The sequence below is a fragment of the Mycobacterium sp. WMMD1722 genome (assembly GCF_049315205.1).
Classification (GTDB): Bacteria; Actinomycetota; Actinomycetes; order Mycobacteriales; family Mycobacteriaceae; genus Mycobacterium.
In genome coordinates, this window is record NZ_CP186056.1 from 3,815,148 (window position 1) to 3,832,445 (window position 17,298).

Annotated in this window: 16 protein-coding genes and 2 tRNA genes; 9 read left to right on the plus strand and 9 right to left on the minus strand. The window is 68.8% G+C overall.

What is annotated here, in order from left to right:
• Positions 1–2: 2 nt before the first annotated feature.
• The 6 genes from gyrA (at position 3) to ACN27E_RS18230 (ending at position 5,702) form a co-directional block, all read left to right on the plus strand.
• Positions 3–2,516 (plus strand): DNA gyrase subunit A, encoded by a 2,514-nt coding sequence (gene gyrA / locus ACN27E_RS18205; protein WP_422743563.1) that lies wholly within the window; start codon positions 3–5, stop codon positions 2,514–2,516.
• A 17-nt stretch (positions 2,517–2,533) separates the two neighbouring features.
• Positions 2,534–3,466, plus strand: coding sequence for a DUF3566 domain-containing protein (locus tag ACN27E_RS18210; RefSeq protein WP_422743565.1), 933 nt, complete (start codon positions 2,534–2,536; stop codon positions 3,464–3,466).
• 66 nt (positions 3,467–3,532) lie between these two features.
• Positions 3,533–3,606 (plus strand) — tRNA-Ile (locus ACN27E_RS18215).
• Between the two features lie 156 nt (positions 3,607–3,762).
• Positions 3,763–3,835: transfer RNA gene (locus ACN27E_RS18220), tRNA-Ala, on the plus strand.
• Between the two features lie 18 nt (positions 3,836–3,853).
• Entirely contained in the window at positions 3,854–4,759 is a 906-nt protein-coding gene (locus tag ACN27E_RS18225; RefSeq protein WP_422743566.1) for a LysR family transcriptional regulator, read from the plus strand.
• 76 nt (positions 4,760–4,835) lie between these two features.
• Positions 4,836–5,702 carry an alpha/beta fold hydrolase gene (locus tag ACN27E_RS18230; RefSeq protein ID WP_422743568.1) on the plus strand — a complete coding sequence of 289 codons (867 nt, stop codon included), beginning with the start codon at positions 4,836–4,838 and terminating at the stop codon, positions 5,700–5,702.
• 7 nt (positions 5,703–5,709) lie between these two features.
• Here the strand turns inward: ACN27E_RS18230 and cwsA are convergent, their stop codons facing one another.
• Positions 5,710–6,120, minus strand: a complete 411-nt coding sequence (gene cwsA / locus ACN27E_RS18235) for a cell wall synthesis protein CwsA (protein WP_422743570.1) — start codon at positions 6,118–6,120, stop codon at positions 5,710–5,712.
• Positions 6,121–6,235: 115 nt separating this feature from the next.
• Here cwsA and ACN27E_RS18240 point away from each other — a divergent pair, with 115 nt between their 5' ends.
• Positions 6,236–6,763, plus strand: a complete 528-nt coding sequence (locus ACN27E_RS18240) for a peptidylprolyl isomerase (protein ID WP_422743571.1) — start codon at positions 6,236–6,238, stop codon at positions 6,761–6,763.
• A 9-nt stretch (positions 6,764–6,772) separates the two neighbouring features.
• On the opposite strand, the gene ACN27E_RS18245 is transcribed toward ACN27E_RS18240, so the two are convergent.
• Positions 6,773–7,195, minus strand: coding sequence for a PH domain-containing protein (locus ACN27E_RS18245; protein ID WP_422743573.1), 423 nt, complete (start codon positions 7,193–7,195; stop codon positions 6,773–6,775).
• A gap of 139 nt (positions 7,196–7,334) precedes the next feature.
• Positions 7,335–7,619, minus strand: coding sequence for a cell division protein CrgA (crgA, locus tag ACN27E_RS18250; protein WP_422743575.1), 285 nt, complete (start codon positions 7,617–7,619; stop codon positions 7,335–7,337).
• A 29-nt stretch (positions 7,620–7,648) separates the two neighbouring features.
• On the opposite strand from crgA, the gene ACN27E_RS18255 reads away from it, so the two are divergent.
• Complete coding sequence (locus ACN27E_RS18255) at positions 7,649–8,446, plus strand: DUF881 domain-containing protein (RefSeq protein ID WP_422743577.1); 798 nt, start codon at positions 7,649–7,651, stop codon at positions 8,444–8,446.
• Positions 8,447–8,480: 34 nt separating this feature from the next.
• On the plus strand, positions 8,481–9,167 hold the full coding sequence (locus ACN27E_RS18260; protein WP_422743578.1) for an aminodeoxychorismate/anthranilate synthase component II: 687 nt from the start codon (positions 8,481–8,483) through the stop codon (positions 9,165–9,167).
• Here ACN27E_RS18260 and pknB read toward each other — a convergent pair.
• From pknB to ACN27E_RS18290, 6 genes are all read right to left on the minus strand, one after another.
• A complete protein-coding gene (gene pknB / locus ACN27E_RS18265; protein ID WP_422743580.1) occupies positions 9,145–11,019 on the minus strand; it encodes a Stk1 family PASTA domain-containing Ser/Thr kinase in 1,875 nt (624 codons plus the stop codon). The genes ACN27E_RS18260 and pknB overlap by 23 nt on opposite strands.
• Positions 11,016–12,293, minus strand: coding sequence for a protein kinase domain-containing protein (locus ACN27E_RS18270; RefSeq protein ID WP_422743582.1), 1,278 nt, complete (start codon positions 12,291–12,293; stop codon positions 11,016–11,018). The genes pknB and ACN27E_RS18270 overlap by 4 nt, the downstream gene beginning before the upstream one ends.
• Positions 12,294–12,394: 101 nt before the next feature.
• Positions 12,395–13,870, minus strand: a complete 1,476-nt coding sequence (gene pbpA / locus ACN27E_RS18275; RefSeq protein ID WP_422743584.1) for a D,D-transpeptidase PbpA — start codon at positions 13,868–13,870, stop codon at positions 12,395–12,397.
• Complete coding sequence (locus tag ACN27E_RS18280; protein WP_422743586.1) at positions 13,867–15,279, minus strand: FtsW/RodA/SpoVE family cell cycle protein; 1,413 nt, start codon at positions 15,277–15,279, stop codon at positions 13,867–13,869. Before ACN27E_RS18280 ends, pbpA begins: the two co-directional genes overlap by 4 nt.
• On the minus strand, positions 15,276–16,820 hold the full coding sequence (locus ACN27E_RS18285; RefSeq protein WP_422743588.1) for a PP2C family protein-serine/threonine phosphatase: 1,545 nt from the start codon (positions 16,818–16,820) through the stop codon (positions 15,276–15,278). Before ACN27E_RS18285 ends, ACN27E_RS18280 begins: the two co-directional genes overlap by 4 nt.
• Positions 16,817–17,284, minus strand: a complete 468-nt coding sequence (locus ACN27E_RS18290; RefSeq protein ID WP_422743590.1) for an FHA domain-containing protein FhaB/FipA — start codon at positions 17,282–17,284, stop codon at positions 16,817–16,819. Before ACN27E_RS18290 ends, ACN27E_RS18285 begins: the two co-directional genes overlap by 4 nt.
• Positions 17,285–17,298 lie beyond the last annotated feature (14 nt).

A 17,298-nucleotide genomic window follows, 5' to 3' on the forward strand; every position in this document is an offset into this window, starting at 1 on the left:
CCATGACTGACACCACCCTGCCCCCGACCGGCGACGACGCCGGCGACCGGATCGAACCGGTCGACATTCAGCAGGAGATGCAGCGCAGCTACATCGACTACGCGATGAGCGTGATCGTCGGCCGCGCTCTGCCCGAGGTGCGTGACGGCCTCAAGCCGGTACACCGCCGCGTGCTCTACGCGATGTACGACTCCGGATTCCGCCCGGACCGCGGACACGCCAAATCCGCCCGCTCGGTGGCCGAGACGATGGGTAACTATCACCCGCACGGCGACGCGTCGATCTACGACACCCTGGTGCGCATGGCCCAGCCGTGGTCGCTGCGCTACCCGCTGGTCGACGGACAGGGCAACTTCGGTTCGCCGGGTAACGACCCGCCGGCCGCCATGCGGTACACCGAGGCGCGGCTCACTCCCCTGGCGATGGAGATGCTGCGCGAAATCGACGAGGAGACAGTCGATTTCATCCCGAACTACGACGGCCGGGTGCAGGAGCCGACGGTACTGCCCAGCCGGTTCCCGAATCTGCTGGCCAACGGTTCGGGCGGTATCGCGGTCGGGATGGCGACCAACATCCCGCCGCACAACCTGCGCGAGCTCGCCGAAGCCGTCTACTGGTGCCTGGACAACTTCGAGGCCGACGAAGAGTCGACGTGCGCCGCGGTGATGGAGCGGGTGAAGGGTCCCGACTTCCCCACCCACGGCTTGATCGTCGGTAGCCAGGGCATCGAGGACACCTACAAGACCGGCCGCGGATCGATCCGGATGCGTGGCGTCGTGGAGATCGAAGAGGACAGCCGCGGCCGCACCGGCATCGTCATCACCGAGCTGCCCTACCAGGTCAACCACGACAACTTCATCACCTCGATCGCCGAGCAGGTGCGCGACGGCAAGCTGGCCGGCATCTCCAACATCGAGGACCAGTCCAGCGACCGGGTCGGCCTGCGCATCGTCGTGGAGCTCAAACGCGACGCCGTGGCCAAGGTGGTGCTCAACAACCTCTACAAGCACACCCAGCTGCAGACCAGCTTCGGCGCCAACATGCTCTCGATCGTCGACGGGGTGCCGCGCACCCTGCGCCTGGACCAGCTGATCCGGCTGTACGTCGACCACCAACTCGACGTCATCGTCCGGCGGACCCGGTACCGGCTGCGCAAAGCCAACGAACGGGCCCACATCCTGCGCGGTCTGGTCAAGGCACTCGATGCGCTCGACGAGGTCATCGCGTTGATCCGTGCGTCAGCCAATGCTGACGTGGCGCGCAGCGGGTTGATGGAACTCCTCGACGTCGACGAGATCCAGGCCCAGGCGATCCTGGACATGCAGCTGCGCCGCCTGGCCGCCCTGGAGCGTCAGCGGATCGTCGACGATCTGGCCAAGATCGAAGCCGAGATCGCCGACCTCGAAGACATCTTGGCCAAGCCGGAGCGCCAGCGCGCCATCGTGCGCGACGAGCTCAAGGAGATCGCCGACAAGCACGGTGACGACCGGCGCACCCGAATCGTGCCGGCCGACGGCGAGGTCAGCGACGAGGATCTGATCGCCCGCGAGGACGTGGTGGTCACCATCACCGAGACCGGCTACGCCAAGCGGACCAAGACCGACCTGTACCGCAGCCAGAAGCGCGGCGGCAAGGGCGTCCAGGGCGCCGGTCTCAAACAGGACGACATCGTCAACCACTTCTTCGTCTGCTCCACCCACGACTGGATCCTGTTCTTCACCACGCAGGGCCGGGTGTACCGGGCGAAGGCCTACGAACTGCCCGAGGCGTCTCGCACGGCACGCGGCCAGCATGTGGCCAACCTCCTCGCCTTCCAGCCCAACGAGCGCATCGCCCAGGTCATCCAGATCAAGGGCTACGAGGATGCGCCGTATCTGGTGTTGGCCACCCGCAACGGTCTGGTGAAGAAGTCGCGTCTGGTGGAGTTCGACTCCAACCGCTCCGGCGGCATCGTCGCGGTGAACCTGCGCGACGGTGACGAACTGGTGGGCGCGGTGCTGTGCTCCTCGGACGACGACCTGCTGCTGGTGTCGGCCAACGGCCAGTCGATCCGGTTCTCGGCAACCGACGAGGCGTTGCGGCCGATGGGGCGGGCCACCTCGGGTGTGCAGGGTATGCGGTTCAACACCGACGACCAGCTGCTGTCGTTGAACGTGGTCCGGCCGGACACCTACCTGCTGGTGGCGACGGCCGGCGGCTATGCCAAGCGCACCCCGATCGACGAGTACACCGCACAGGGTCGCGGCGGCAAGGGCATCCTGACGATTCAGTACGACCGCCGCCGTGGCAATCTTGTCGGAGCGTTGATCGTCGATGACGACACAGAGCTGTACGCCATCACCTCCGGCGGCGGTGTCATCCGGACCGCGGCCCGTCAGGTCCGTCGGGCCGGACGGCAGACCAAGGGCGTTCGGTTGATGAACCTGGGTGAGGGCGACACACTGATTGCCATCGCGCGCAACGCTGAGGCGGGCGACAGCACAGACGAGGTCAACACCGACCCGGAAGCGCCCTGATCAGTGAGGAGCCGTAGGTGAGTGCACCCAACGAGCCGGGATACCCGCGCTCGGGCGAGAGCTCGGGAGGCGGAAACGGTTCTCCCGGGCGTTCCTCGTCGGCCACCGGCCACGCCTCCGAGGGCGCCGATGTACCGCCCTGGCAGCGGGGGCGCCCCAGCCGCCCGCCGCAGGGTGCGGCCCGTCCGCAGGAGACCGCAACCCGACAGGATGCGACCCGACCGGATGCGGCCCGTCAGGACGTGAACCGCCCCGCCGGTGGCGGCGGCACTGCGCAGCACACGCCCGGTGCGGAGGCCCGTGCCACCACCCGCTTCGCGACCGGCGGTTCCGGGTCGACCGAGGAGATCCACGCCCCGGTGCGAACCACCGAACGTGTCGACAGCCCGCGTCCGGAGAACCGGCCGGAAAGCCGGCCAGAGAATCGGCCGGAGAACCGACCGGAGGCCTACGCCAGCGAGTTGCCGGACCTCTCCGGTCCGGTGCCGAGGCCGCCGCAGCGCAAGACCGGAAGTGACCGCCCGGCGAACGACCCGCCGGCCCGGCCGGCACCCCGGACTCAGGTGAGCAGCCGGGCGCCGCGCGGACCGGTGCGCGCCAGCATGCAGATCCGCCGGGTCGACCCGTGGAGCACGCTGAAGGTGTCGCTGGTGCTGTCGGTGGCGCTGTTCTTCGTCTGGATGATCGCCGTCGCGTTCCTCTACCTGGTGCTGGGTGGGATGGGCGTGTGGGACAAGCTCAACAGCAATGTCGGTGATCTGCTGACCAGCACCAGCGGGGCGAGCGGCGGCGAATTGGTGTCCAGCGGAACGATCTTCGGGGGCGCCGCCCTGATCGGGTTGGTCAACATCGTGATCATGACGGCGATGGCCACCGCCGGCGCGTTCATCTACAACCTCACCACCGACCTCGTCGGCGGCGTCGAGGTGACGCTGGCAGACCGGGACTGAACCCACGGAATTTGGGGCTACAGGGGCGGTTACGGTAATCTCGTCGCTCGGCCGTGTGCCGAACACGGGCCTATAGCTCAGGCGGTTAGAGCGCTTCGCTGATAACGAAGAGGTCGGAGGTTCGAGTCCTCCTAGGCCCACTGGACAGGCTGGTCACACCGGCCGGCCCGACGAAGGGGGCACCATGAAATGGCTCGTGGTGCTCGCCGCGGCGGGAGCGTCGGTGCTGGTGTGGCGGTCACGGCGCGGGCCCGAAGTGTGGCACGAGCTCGACGAGCAGTCAGCCTGACCACCGAGGGGCCTTAGCTCAGTTGGTAGAGCGCTGCCTTTGCAAGGCAGATGTCAGGAGTTCGAATCTCCTAGGCTCCACACCGTAGATTGATCCGCGTGGAGCTGCGCCAGTTGGAGGCGTTCGTCGCCGTCGCCACCGAGTTGCATTTCGGGCGCGCCGCCGAGCAACTGCACCTCAGCCAACCCACCCTCAGCGATCTGATCCGCCGGCTGGAGCGGGAACTCGGCACTCTGCTGTTCACCCGCACCACCCGGCGGGTTGCCCTGACGCCGGCCGGGATCGAGATGCGGCGGCGCGCCGATGCCATCCTCGCGGAGGTGACCGATGCCGCCGCCGCCGTGCAGCGCGCGGCCGCCGGCGAGGCGGGAACCGTCCGCGTCGGCGTCACACCGCCGGTCGCTCCGGTGCTCGCGCCGCACCTCGCGGCCGCTCTACGCGCGGAAACCCCAGATGTGGAAATCACCGTCAGCCGGATGTGGTTACGCGACCTCGAGCGTGCCCTGCTGGACTCCGAGGTCGACGTGGCGATCACCTGCAGTCCGGTGCCGGGATCGCACGGCGCGGTCAGCGAACTGCTCTGCGGCGAGCAGCTGCTCGTCGGGCTGCGGCCCGATCACTCCCTGGCCGGTCGTGAGGCGGTGTCGTTGACCGAGCTGGCCGGCGATACCTTCGGCATGCCCAGCGAGGCGCTCTTCCCGGCGTGGGCGATCGCCCACCAGGATGCGTTGCGGGAGGCGGGGGTGACCCCGCCCGTCGTCGAACTCGCCGACACCGATCTGACCTCGCGCCGGTGGGCCGAGCAGGCCGACGTCGACTGGATCATGACCACTGCCTCGGTGGCCGCGCCCGATATGCATGCGGTGCTGCGGCCGATCGCGCCGCCCCGGTTGATCCGCTTCATGGTGCACTGGGTGCCGGGCACGGTGCCGAATCCCGCCGTCGCGCGCTTCGTCCGGCTGGCCCGTACCGCATCGGTGCCCGACGGCTGGGTCCGGCTCTAGATTGATCGGCTCTGCCGATCAATGCACTCCGCAATCGCCACTTTTTCTCCGCCCCGATCGCCCGCAGTCTTGATGCGTGACTGCGTTCAGCACCCGATTCCACACCGTCCAGATCGACGGCCTCGACGTCTTCTACCGGGAGGCCGGTGACCTGTCACGGCCGACTGTTCTTCTCCTGCACGGTTTCCCGTCCAGCTCGCACATGTTCCGCAACCTCATGGCCGCGCTGGCCGACGATTATCACCTGGTGGCGCCGGACCACATCGGGTTCGGCCGCTCGGCCATGCCGTCGGTCAACCAGTTCACCTACAGTTTCGACCGGCTGACCGAGATCACCGAGAAACTGGTCGACCACTTGGGGCTGGACCGCTTCGCCATTTACATCCACGACTATGGCGCCCCCATCGGGTTGCGGATCGCGAGTAGTCAACCGGACCGCGTCACCGCGATCATCAGTCAGAGCGGCAACGCCTACCTCGAGGGGTTCACCCCGTTCTGGGACATCCTGTTCGCGCACGCCAAGGATCGCGCCGCCAACGAGGACGGGGTGCGGGAGTACTTCACCCTGGCCACCACCAAGTGGCAGTACACCCACGGAGTTCCGGCCGACCGGCTCGACCGGATCGCTCCGGAGACCTGGCTGCTGGACCAGGCCGGGCTGGACCGCAACGGCAACGACGCCATTCAGCTGCAGCTGTTCTGGGACTACCAGTTCAACCTCGACGGCTACCCCAAATTCCAGGAGTACTTCCGCACCCACCAGCCACCGCTGCTGGTCACCTGGGGCCGCAACGACGAGATCTTCGGCGCGGCCGGCGCCGAGGCCTTCCGGCGGGATCTGCCGAACGGCGAGTACCACCTGCTCGACACCGGCCACTTCGCCCTGGAGACCCACGGTGAAGAGATCAGCGGCTACATCCGCGACTTCCTGGGCCGACTCTAGGACCGGCTCAGGGCCGCGGGGACACCTCGACGCTGGGCGGCAGCGGCGACGGATCGGGTTGCGTAGAGCGTCGCAGGATCGAGAACGTGACCCCGCCGACCGCGAGTACCGCGGCGGCCACCCCCGCGATCACCAGCGGCCGCCGGCGGCGCTTGGCGCGTCGGCCCGGCAGCGACTGCGGAAGGCCGGCGACGAGATCCTGCGCGGCGGCGAGGTCGGCGGTGAGCTCCTTGCGCAGCCGGCTCTTGCGGTACTGCTTGCGCAGCGTCGCCACGGTCGCCGCGGTGGAGTTCGCGCCGATCCCCACGACGCCCCGGGTGACGTCGACGGGGCCCACAGCGGTGTACTTCAGGCCGCGGGCCAGCCGCTGGCGGGGCGGCAGCGGGACTCTCGACGGCAAGCTGGATGTCAGGCTCATTCGGCACCTTCCGGGGACGGGGACAGAGATCGAGACGGGGTGGACAGAGGTGCTGACAGCCTGCCATCTCCCCCGTCGGCAGGGCCACCGATCACGGATGGCAGACTGATTTCCCGTGACGAGCCCCATTCAGACCGCGACGGCGACCCTGCACACCAACCGCGGTGACATCAGGATCGCGCTGTTCGGCAACCACGCCCCCAAGACGGTGTCCAACTTCGTCGGATTGGCCCAGGGCACCAAGGATTACAAGACCGAGAACGCCTCGGGCAGCACCTCGGGTCCGTTCTACGACGGCGCGGTGTTCCACCGGGTGATCGGCGGCTTCATGATCCAGGGTGGTGACCCCACCGGCACCGGCCGCGGCGGCCCCGGCTACCAGTTCGCCGACGAGTTCCACCCGGAACTGCAGTTCGACAAGCCCTACCTGCTGGCCATGGCCAACGCCGGCCCGGGCACCAACGGCTCGCAGTTCTTCATCACCGTCGGTCCGACCCCGCACCTCAACCGGCGCCACACCATCTTCGGTGAGGTCGTCGACCCGGAGTCGCAGAAGGTCGTCGACGCCATCGCCACCACGGCGACCGATCGCAACGACCGGCCGACCGAGCCGGTGGTCATCGAATCGATCACCATCTCCTAGTTCATCCGCTCACTGACGGCGGCCGGCATAGCCGGCCGCCGTCAGTGCGTCCAGCACGTCGAGCGGATCGGTGCCGAGATCCCAGCGGGTGAACACCAGCAGCTGATCGTCGGTCGTCTCCATCTCCAGCAGCCGCACCTTGCGGGCCAGCCGCCGGAACTCGGTGATGCGGATGAGCTTCAGATCAGCCCGGGTCAGCACCCTGGTCCGCAGCCAACCGCGGACCGTCAGTCCGGCGTCGGTGATAGCCAGTTTGGGCCGCGCCCGCCATGACATGCTTGCGAACGCGAGCAAACCCGCTGCCGCGACACCGGTCAGGATCCGCCCCGGCGGATCTGTGACGACGATCACAGATGCGGTAGCCATCACCAGGCCGAAGATGCCGCAACCAGCGATTCCCGCGGGATGCGGCCCCCAGCTAGTTTGCTGCATGGCCAATCCACACCCCCTTACCGCGGCTGATGCTGTTATCCACAGGTGCTATCCCCAATGGGGATGAACTACATCGATGTGATTGAACACCTTCGGCGTTGCTGTGCAGAGCGTCGCTGCGGCGCGCCGTGCGGTCGCGTCACCGCCAGCGCATCGTCAGCAGCAACCCGGTGATCATGAAGGCAAACGCGATGGCGTAGTTCCACGGGCCGAGCTCGGCCATCCACTGCAGGGCGCCGGGTGCGTCGATCGGATTGGTCGCCGCCAGCTGGAAGACCAGCAACCAGATCAGCCCGATCAGCATCAGGCCGATGAACAACACGACGAACCACACACTCGAGGGTCCCGCTTTGACCTTCACCGGCGTCCGGCTCACCGTCGAGGCGGTGAAGTCGTTCTTCTTGCGGACCTTGGACTTGGGCATGCTTACCTTCACGAGCTGTCAGTGCGACGATGGTGCGGATGCCCATCGAGATCACCGCCGAGCCTAACGCAGGAGCTGCGGCGTCCCGCCGCGTCACCGCCTGGCGCCTGGGTGTCCCCGTCGTGTGTCTGGCCGCCGGGCTGCTGTTGGCGGCCACCCACGGCGTGTCCGGCGGCGACGAAATCCGCCGCAGCGACGCCCCCCGACTGGTCGACCTGGTCCGCGAGGCGCAACAGTCCGTCGACCGGCTCAGCGCCGAACGCGACGACCTGGCGGCGGCGGTCGACGGATTCCACGGCGGATCGCCGAGTGTCGACGCCGCGCTCGCGGCGATCGCCGAGCGCTCGGCGGTGCTGGCCGCCGAAGCGGGCGTCGACCCGATGACCGGTCCCGGCCTGGTCGTCACCCTCAACGATGCACAGCGCGACGCCGACGGCCGGTTCCCCCGCGACGCCTCCCCCGACGACCTGGTGGTCCACCAACAGGACATCCAGGCCGTCCTCAATGCACTGTGGAGTGCGGGTGCCGAAGCCGTACAGATGCAGGACCAGCGACTGATCGCCACCTCCGCCGCGCGCTGCGTCGGCAACACGCTGCTGCTCAACGGGCGCACCTACAGCCCGCCCTACGTCATCACCGCCATCGGCGATGCGCCGGCGATGCAGGCGGCGCTGGCGGCCGCGCCCCTGGTGACGCTGTACAAGCAGTACGTGCTGCGCTTCGGATTGGGCTACACCGAGGAGGTCAAGGACTCGGTGCAGGTGGTCGGCTACACCCAGCCGGTACGGATGCGCTTCGCCGTGCCCGCGGGTCCGATCGGCTACTGACCCCCGGCTGCGCACACCGGACTAACCTGGTCGAATGCGCATCCTCGTCGTCGACAACTACGACAGCTTCGTCTTCAACCTGGTCCAGTACCTGGGTCAGCTCGGCGTCGAGGCGACGGTGTGGCGTAACGACGACCGGCAGCTGGACAGCGAGGCGGACATCGCCTCGGCGGCCACCGACTTCGACGGCGTCCTGCTCAGCCCCGGCCCAGGTACCCCCGAGCGCGCCGGGGCGTCGATCCCGCTGGTCGAGGCCTGCGCCGCCGCCGAGACGCCGCTGCTGGGTGTCTGCCTGGGTCATCAGGCCATCGGCGTCGCCTTCGGCGCGACCGTCGACCGGGCGCCGGAACTATTGCACGGAAAGACCAGCGTGGTGCACCACGCCGACACCGGGGTCCTACGGGGACTGCCCGATCCGTTCACGGCCACCCGCTATCACTCGCTGACGATCGTGCCGGACACCGTGCCCGACGACCTGGAGGTCACCGCCCGCACCCCGAGCGGCGTGATCATGGGCGTGCGGCACACCACGCTGCCCATTCACGGTGTCCAGTTCCACCCCGAATCCATTCTGACCGAGGGTGGACACCGGATGCTGGCGAACTGGCTGGCGTGCTGTGGCCAGGCGCCGGCCGAGGCGCTGGTGGCCCAACTCGAAGCCGAGGTGGCCAGCGCTGTCGAGGCGGGCCGGGCGGCGGCTACGACGCGAAATTCAGCGTGATCCGGCTGTCGTAGTTGACCCCCGAGCCCGGCGACGGGCTCTGGCGTACCACCGCATTGGTCCGCTGACCGCTGTTCTGCACGTCCGCACCCTTGTCGAGGACGCCGGTCCACCCCAGCGCCCGCAACCGTGGTTCGGCGTCGGTCCAGAACTGTCCGGTGAGATCCGGCATCACGAACTGGTTGCCCCGGGACACCTGCAGCTGGATCAACGTGTCCACGGGCACGTTCTCCGCGGCGGCCGGCGTGCTGCCGAGGACTTGGCCGGCCGGTTCGGTGCTGTCCACCTGAACCGGAACCGTGTTGCGGAATCCGGAGGCGTTCAGAATCTGCTGCGCGGACTCCACCGTCTGCCCCACCACCGACGGCACCGCCCGGCTTTCCGGTCCCGAACCGACGATGATCGTGATCTCGTTGGTGATCGCGGAGGTCTGGTTGGCCGGCGGATTGGTGGCCATCACCCGGTCCTTGAGTTCCGGGGTGGACGGCGACGCCTGCTGCCGGAACCGGCCGAATCCGGCGTCGGTGAGCTGGCGGACCGCCTCGGCGTAGGTGAGCGACTTCACGTCGGGCACCTCGCGCTGCTCGGGACCGGTCGAGACGTTGATGGTGATCTCGTCGCCGGCCGCGGCTTCGGTATTGGCCTCGGGCGTCGTGCCGATCACGTGGTCGGGCGGGACGTCGGAGTTCGGCTCCTGCTGGGTGCGCACCCCGAAACCGGCGTTCTGCAGTTGCGCGATGGCCTCCGCGGACACCTGCCCGGTCACGTCCGGGACGTTGACGGCGCGGGTGTCCGAGCCGAACGTGTTGATGCCGACCGTCACGGCCACCGTCAGGACCGCCAGCACCGCCACCGCGGCCAGCCAGCGGCCGACCGATCCGCCGCGACCCCGCTCGACCGGACGCGGCTCGGGCCGCGGCATGTGACCGATCGGCTCGGTGCGCTCGTGGGCCGGGGTCGCCGAGAGCATCGACGTGCGTTCGGCCTCGGTGAGCACCTTCGGCGCCTCCGGGGTTTCGCCGCTGTGCACCCGCACCAGATCGGCACGCAGCTCGGCCGCGGTCTGATAGCGGTTGTCCGGGTTCTTGGCCAGCGCCTTGAGCACCACCGCGTCCAGATCCGGTGAGATCCCCGAATGCCGCAGCGACGGCGGCACGGGATCCTCGCGCACGTGCTGGTAGGCCACTGCGACCGGCGAGTCCCCGACGAAGGGGGGCTCTCCGGTGAGCATCTCGTAGAGCACACAGCCCAGCGAATACACATCCGACCGGGCGTCGACCTTCTCCCCGCGGGCCTGCTCCGGCGAGAGGTACTGCGCGGTGCCGATCACCGCCGCGGTCTGGGTGACGCTGTTGGCGTCGGCGAGCGCCTTGGCGATGCCGAAGTCCATCACCTTCACCGCGCCGGTCTTGCTGATCATGATGTTGGCGGGTTTGACGTCGCGGTGGATGGTGCCGTGCTGGTGGCTGAAGTTCAGCGCCTGGCAGGCGTCGGCGATGACCTCGAGCGCCCGTTTGGCGGGCATCGGGCCCTCACTGTGCACGATGTCGCGCAGCGTGACGCCGTCGACGTACTCCATCACGATGTAGGGCAACGGACCGGTCGGGGTCTCCGCCTCACCGGTGTCGTAGACCGCGACGATCGCCGGGTGGTTGAGTGCGGCGGCGTTCTGGGCCTCCCGGCGGAACCGCAGGTAGAAACTGGGGTCGCGGGCGAGGTCCGCGCGCAGCACCTTGATCGCGACGTCGCGGTGCAGGCGCGTGTCACGGGCGAGGTGAACCTCGGACATACCGCCGAAGCCGAGGATCTCCCCCAGCTCGTAGCGGTCGGACAGATGGTGTGGGGTCGTCATGTCTGTGTGTCGGGCCATGTCTGTTCAAGGGAGGGAGACAGCGGTCTTCCACCATCACCGATCACCCCGCCGTCGGTCCAACCGGGCAGCCAGGGAGCCATGGCGGTCGGGGATTGATACGGGGTGGTCTCGGTGATCGTGTTGGTGACCGTCGGTGGTGGCGACTGCTGGTCCTTTCGGTCCTGCGCATTGAGGACGATCAGGATCGCGATCACGATGGCCAGCGCGCCGAGTACGCCGGCGGCCCACAGCAGCGCGCGCTGACCGGAGGAGAACGTGCGCCGGGCCGGCGGCGGCGTGCGGTGGCCTGCGGTCGCCGGGCGTGCCCGCGCCGCGGTGGGTGGGGCACCGGCCATCGCCGCCCGGTTCTGGGCGGCCGAGGGAACCGCCGCGGGGGCGGCCCGGCCCAGCGTGGGGGCCTGGTTGGGGCGCGGCGGACGCCGGCCGGATCGCACGGCGGCCACGGCGTCGGCGAACGGGCCGCCCGAGCGGTACCGCATGCTCGGGTTCTTGACCAGCGTGATCTCGATCAGCTCACGGACATTCGGCGGCAGATCGGCCGGCAGCGGCGGCGGCGTCTCCTTGATGTGTTTCATCGCCACGGTCAGCGCGCCGTCGCCGGTGAAGGGCCGCTTACCGGAGACCGACTCGTAGCCCACGACGCCGAGTGCGTACACATCGCTGGCCGCGGTGGCGTCGTGGCCGAGAGCCTGTTCGGGCGCGATGTACTGGGCGGTACCCATCACCATGCCGGTCTGGGTGACCGGTGCGGCGTCGACGGCCTTGGCGATGCCGAAGTCGGTCAGCTTCACCTGGCCGGTGGGGGTGATCAGGATGTTGCCCGGTTTGACGTCGCGGTGCACCAGACCCGCGGTGTGGGCGACCTGCAGGGCGCGGCCGGTCTGTTCGAGCATGTCCAGCGCGTGCCGCAACGACAGCCGCCCGGTGCGCTTGAGCACCGAGTTCAACGGCTCGCCGTTGACCAGCTCCATCACCAGATACGCGGTGCGGCCCTCGCCGTCCATGTCGGTCTCGCCGTAGTCGTACACGCTGGCGATGCCCGGATGATTGAGCATGGCGACCGTGCGGGCCTCGGCGCGGAACCGTTCGACGAACTCGGAGTCGGTCGAGTACTCGGCTTTGAGCACCTTGACCGCGACGCGCCGGCCCAGTCTGCTGTCGACGGCCTCCCAGACCTGGCCCATACCGCCGGTGGCGATGAGCCGCTGCAGGCGGTACCGGCCGGACAGCGTGACGCCGACGCGGGGGCTCATTGCTTGCCTCGCTTCGCTCGGCTGCGGGGGCTCATTGCTCGCCTCGCTTCGCTCGGCTGCGGGGGCTCATTGCTTGCCTCGCTTCGCTCGGCTGCGGGGACTCATGATCCCTCCCTCAACGCCGCCGCGATCGTCGCCCGTCCGATCGGCGCAGCCACCGTCCCGCCGGTGGCCGACAACCGGTTGCCGCCGTTCTCGACCAGCACCGCCACCGCGACCTTGGGGGCCTGCGCCGGGGCGAAGGCGATGTACCAGGCATGCGGCGGGGTGTTGCGCGGATCGGTCCCGTGTTCGGCCGTACCGGTCTTCGAAGCGATCTGCACGCCGGCGATGGCCCCTTTCTGCTGAGTCATCTGCTCGGCGCCCACCATCAAGTCCGTCAGTGTAGCCGCGACCTGCGGCGACACCGCGCGTCGCTCCTCGACGGGAGCCGTCGTGCTGATGTTGGCCAGGTCGGGTCCCTTGAGGCTGTCGACCAGATAGGGCCGCATCGTCACCCCTTCGTTCGCGATGGTCGCGGCGACCATCGCGTTCTGCAGCGGTGTGACCGCCACGTCCTTCTGCCCGATGCTCGACATGCCGAGCGCGGCGCCGTCACCGATCGGCCCGACCGTCGACTCCGCCACCTGTAACGGGATCGGCGCGGGCGCATCGTCGAAACCGAAACCGAGTGCGGTGTTCTTCAGCGCCTCGGATCCGGTGTCGATGCCCAATTCGACGAACGCGGTGTTGCAGGACCGTGCGAAGGCCTCTCGCAACGGGGCGGTCGGCCCGCCGCCGCAGGTCGAGCCGCCGTAGTTCTCCAGCGTTGCGGTGCTGTCCGGCAACGCGATTCGCGCCGCCGAGGTCAACGGCGTGTCGACGTTGGCACCGTTCTGCAGGGCGGCCGCGGTGGTGATCACCTTGAACGTCGACCCCGGCGGGTAGGTCTCGGCGATCGCGCGGTTCACCAGCGGCGAGTTCGGGTCGTCACGCAGCTGCTGCCACGCCTGGGCCTGCTTCTCCATGTCGTGGGTGGCGAGCAGGTTCGGGTCGTAGGACGGCGACGAGACCATCGCGAGGATCTTGCCCGTCGAGGGCTCCAGCGCCACCACCGAACCCTTGCAGGGGCCGTCGCAGCCCTTCTCCATCGCCTCCCAGGCGGCCTGCTGCACCTGTGGGTTGATGGTGGTCTCGACGTTGCCGCCACGCGGATCGCGGCCGGTGAAGAAGTCGGCGAGCCGGCGGCCGAACAGCCGTTCGTCGGAGCCGTTGAGGATGGTGTCCTCCGCGCGTTCCAGGCCGGTGCTCGAATAGCCCAGCGAATAGAAACCCGTCACCGGGGCGTACGCCAGGGCGTTGGGGTAGACCCGCAGGAACCGGAACCGTCCGTTGGTGGCCACCGAATACGCCAGCAGTTGGCCGCCCGCGGTGATCTGGCCGCGTTGGCGGGAGTACTCGTCGAGCAGCACCCGCTGGTTGCGTGGGTCGGTGCGCAGACCATCGGCGGTGAACACCTGGGTGATGGTGGCGTTGCCCAGCAGCAGCACGATCAGGACCATGATCGTGACGGAGATTCGGCGCAGCGAGGTGTTCATACCTTCTCGATCACCTCGGTGCTGGCGGCGGCGATCGGGGTCTGCGGCAGGGGTTTGGTGGTGATCGGGCGGCGGGCGGCGTGCGAGATGCGCAGCAGGATCGCCAGCAGCAGATAGTTCGCCAGCAGCGACGAGCCGCCGTAGGACATCCACGGGGTGGTCAGGCCGGTCAGCGGGATCAGCCGGGTGACGCCCCCGACGACGATGAACAACTGGATCGCCAGCGTGGCCGCCAGGCCGGCGGCGAGCAGCTTGCCGAAGCTGTCGCGCACGGCGATCGCGGTGCGCAGCCCGCGGATCACCACGATGGTGTAGAGCATCAGCACGGCGGCGAAACCGACCAGACCGAGTTCTTCACCGACGGCGGCGATGATGAAGTCGGTCGACGCCGCGGGCACGGTGCCGGGCTGCCCGTTGCCCAGACCCGTGCCGAAGATGCCGCCGGTGGCGAAGCTGAACATCGACTGCACCATCTGGTAGCCGGTGCCCTCGGGGTCGGCGAACGGGTCCAGCCACGTCTTCACCCGCACCTGGACGTGATCGAAGAGGTAGTACGCCGCGACGCCGGCGAACGCGAACAGCGTCAGACCTATGGCGAGCCAACTGATCCGCTCGGTCGCGGCGTAGAGCAGCACCAGGAACGACGCGTACAGCAGCAGCGAGGTGCCGAGATCCTTCTCGAAGACCATCACCGCGATCGAGGCGATCCAGGCGCCCAGCAGCGGAGCGAGGTCACGCGGGCGGGGCAGATCCATGCCCAGGACGTGTTTGCCCGCGCTGGTGAACAGGCTGCGCTTGTCGACCAGGACGGCGGCGAAGAAGATCAGCAGCAGGATCTTGGAGAACTCGGCGGGCTGGATGGAGAAGCCGGGCAGCTCGATCCAGATCTTGGCACCGTTCTGCTCGGACATCGATCGCGGCAGCACGGCGGGGATCGCCAACAGCACCAGGCCGGTCAGCCCGCAGACGTACCCGTAGCGCGCCAGCATCCGGTGATCGCTCAGAAGGGTGATCACCGCGGTGAAGCCGACCACCCCGACCAGCGTCCACAGCATCTGCTGGTTCGCGGTGCCGCCCAGCCCACGCTCGATGAGTTCACCCTGGGCGAGGTCGAGGCGGTGGATCATCACCAGGCCCAACCCGTTGAGCAGCGCCACCACCGGGAGCAGCAGTGGGTCGGCGTAGGGGGCGTAGCGGCGCACGGCGAAATGGGCGACGGCGAACAGCGCGAGGTAGCCGGCCGCGTACTGGGCCAGGTCCCAGCTGATGCCCTGCTCCTGGTTGGCCTCGACCAGCAGCAGCGCCACCGTGGTGATCACCGCCGCGAAGCCGAGCAGCAGCAGTTCGGCGTTGCGCCGGTTCGGCAGCGGCGGGGTGACCGTCACCGGTGACTGCGGCGCGGTGGTCATGATGCCGCCCGGCAGGTCGTTCCCGGTTGTGGTGGTGGCGGGGGCAGTGCGGTCACGGTCGGTGCCGCAGTGGTGGTGGGCGGGGGAGCCGGCGTGGGGGAGGACCCGGAGGTCGGCGGTGCGGCCGGTGAGGTGACGGTGGTGGGTGTCTCCGGGGCCGGGGCGGCGCTCGACCCTGTCGTCTGGGCCGGCGACGGACGCGGAGAAGCGCCCCCGCCAGGGGTGACCGTGGGCGAGGGCGCGGGAGGCGGCGGCGGCGTCCGGGTCGGCGTCGGCGGCGGGCACGGCGGCAGCACCGAACTGCGGGCCAGCTCCTCGATCTGGGCGATCGCGTCGTCCAGCGACCCACCGGGCAGGCCGGCGATCACCTGCGCGCGTTCGGACTCGCGCATGTCCTGCACGTCCAGCGGCTGGCAGTCCCGGTTGTTCGACGACTGGCCGGGACTGATCAGCGACAGCTCGTTGCGGGCGTTCAGACAGCCCTGCAGGTAGGCCTCCTGCAGCGAGTAGCCCAGGAACGAGCCCTGGACACCGCGCATGATGGACACCGTGCCGTCGTCGGCGGTGACGTAGTAGTTGTTGCGGACGATCTCGCGCCCGACGGCCAGGCCGGCCAGCAGGATCAGCACGGCGACCGTGGCGGCGATGATCATCCGGCGCCGCGACCGGGGTTTCTTGACCGGCTCTTCCGGTTGTGCGACAACGCGTTTGGGAGCGTTGCGTTTTGGGTTGTAGGCCGAGGCGCGCCCCGCCGCGGTGTTCGGCGGTGGCGAGTCGTCGTCGCCGGAGACGGCGCCGGCGAGGATCGGCTGGGTCTGGCCGTAGTCGTAGTCGACGACGTCGGCCACCACCACGGTGACGTTGTCGGGTCCGCCGCCGCGCAGGGCCAGCTCGATGAGCCGGTCGGCGCTCTCGGCGACATCGGGGATGCGCAACGCGTCGGCGATCGTCTCGTGGCTGACCGGGTCGGACAACCCGTCGGAGCACAGCAGATACCGATCGCCGGCGCGGGCCTCCCGCATGATCAGCGTCGGCTCCACCTCGTGGCCGGTCAGCGCGCGCATGATCAGCGACCGCTGCGGGTGGCTATGGGCCTCCTCGGCGGTGATCCGACCCTCGTCGACGAGGGTCTGGACGAATGTGTCGTCCTTGGTGATCTGGTTGAGCTCGCCGTCGCGCATCAGATAGCCGCGGGAGTCACCGATGTGCACCAGGCCCAGCCGGTTCCCGGCGAACAGGATCGCGGTGAGTGTGGTGCCCATCCCGTCGAGTTCGGGGTCGGCTTCGACGTGGGCGGCGATGGCCGAGTTGCCCTCGCGGACGGCGTCGTCGAGCTTGCTCAGCAGATCACCGCCGGGCTCGTCGTCGTCGAGGTGGGCCAGCGCGGCGATCACCAACTGGGAGGCGACCTCACCAGCGGCGTGACCGCCCATGCCATCGGCCAGGGCGAGTAAACGCGCGCCGGCGTAGACGGAGTCCTCGTTGTTGGCGCGGACGAGGCCGCGGTCGCTGCGCGCGGCGTACCGGAGAACCAGGGTCACGGGCGCAGCTCGATCACCGTCTTGCCGATTCGCACCGGCGCACCAATCGGAACCCTTACCGCCGTCGTCACCTTCGCCCTGTCGAGGTATGTGCCGTTGGTCGATCCTAGGTCTTCGACGTACCATTCCGAGCCTCGAGGCGACAGCCGGGCGTGCCGCGTGGACGCGTAGTCGTCGGTCAGCACCAGCGTCGAATCGTCGGCGCGCCCGATCAGGACCGGCTGACTGCCCAGGGTGATGCGGGTGCCGGCCAGCGCACCATCGGTCACCACCAGGTGGCGGGCCACGCTGCGAGCCTGCCGGCTGGGCAGCAGCGATCCGCGTAGCGCCAGGCCGCGGCGGACCATGACCGCACCGGTCGGCGCGTAGATGTCGGTGCGCAGGATGCGCAGCACCGACCAGATGAACAGCCACAACATCAGCAGGAAACCGACGCGCGTCAGCTGCAGCATCAACCCCTGCATCTGACGTCCTCTCC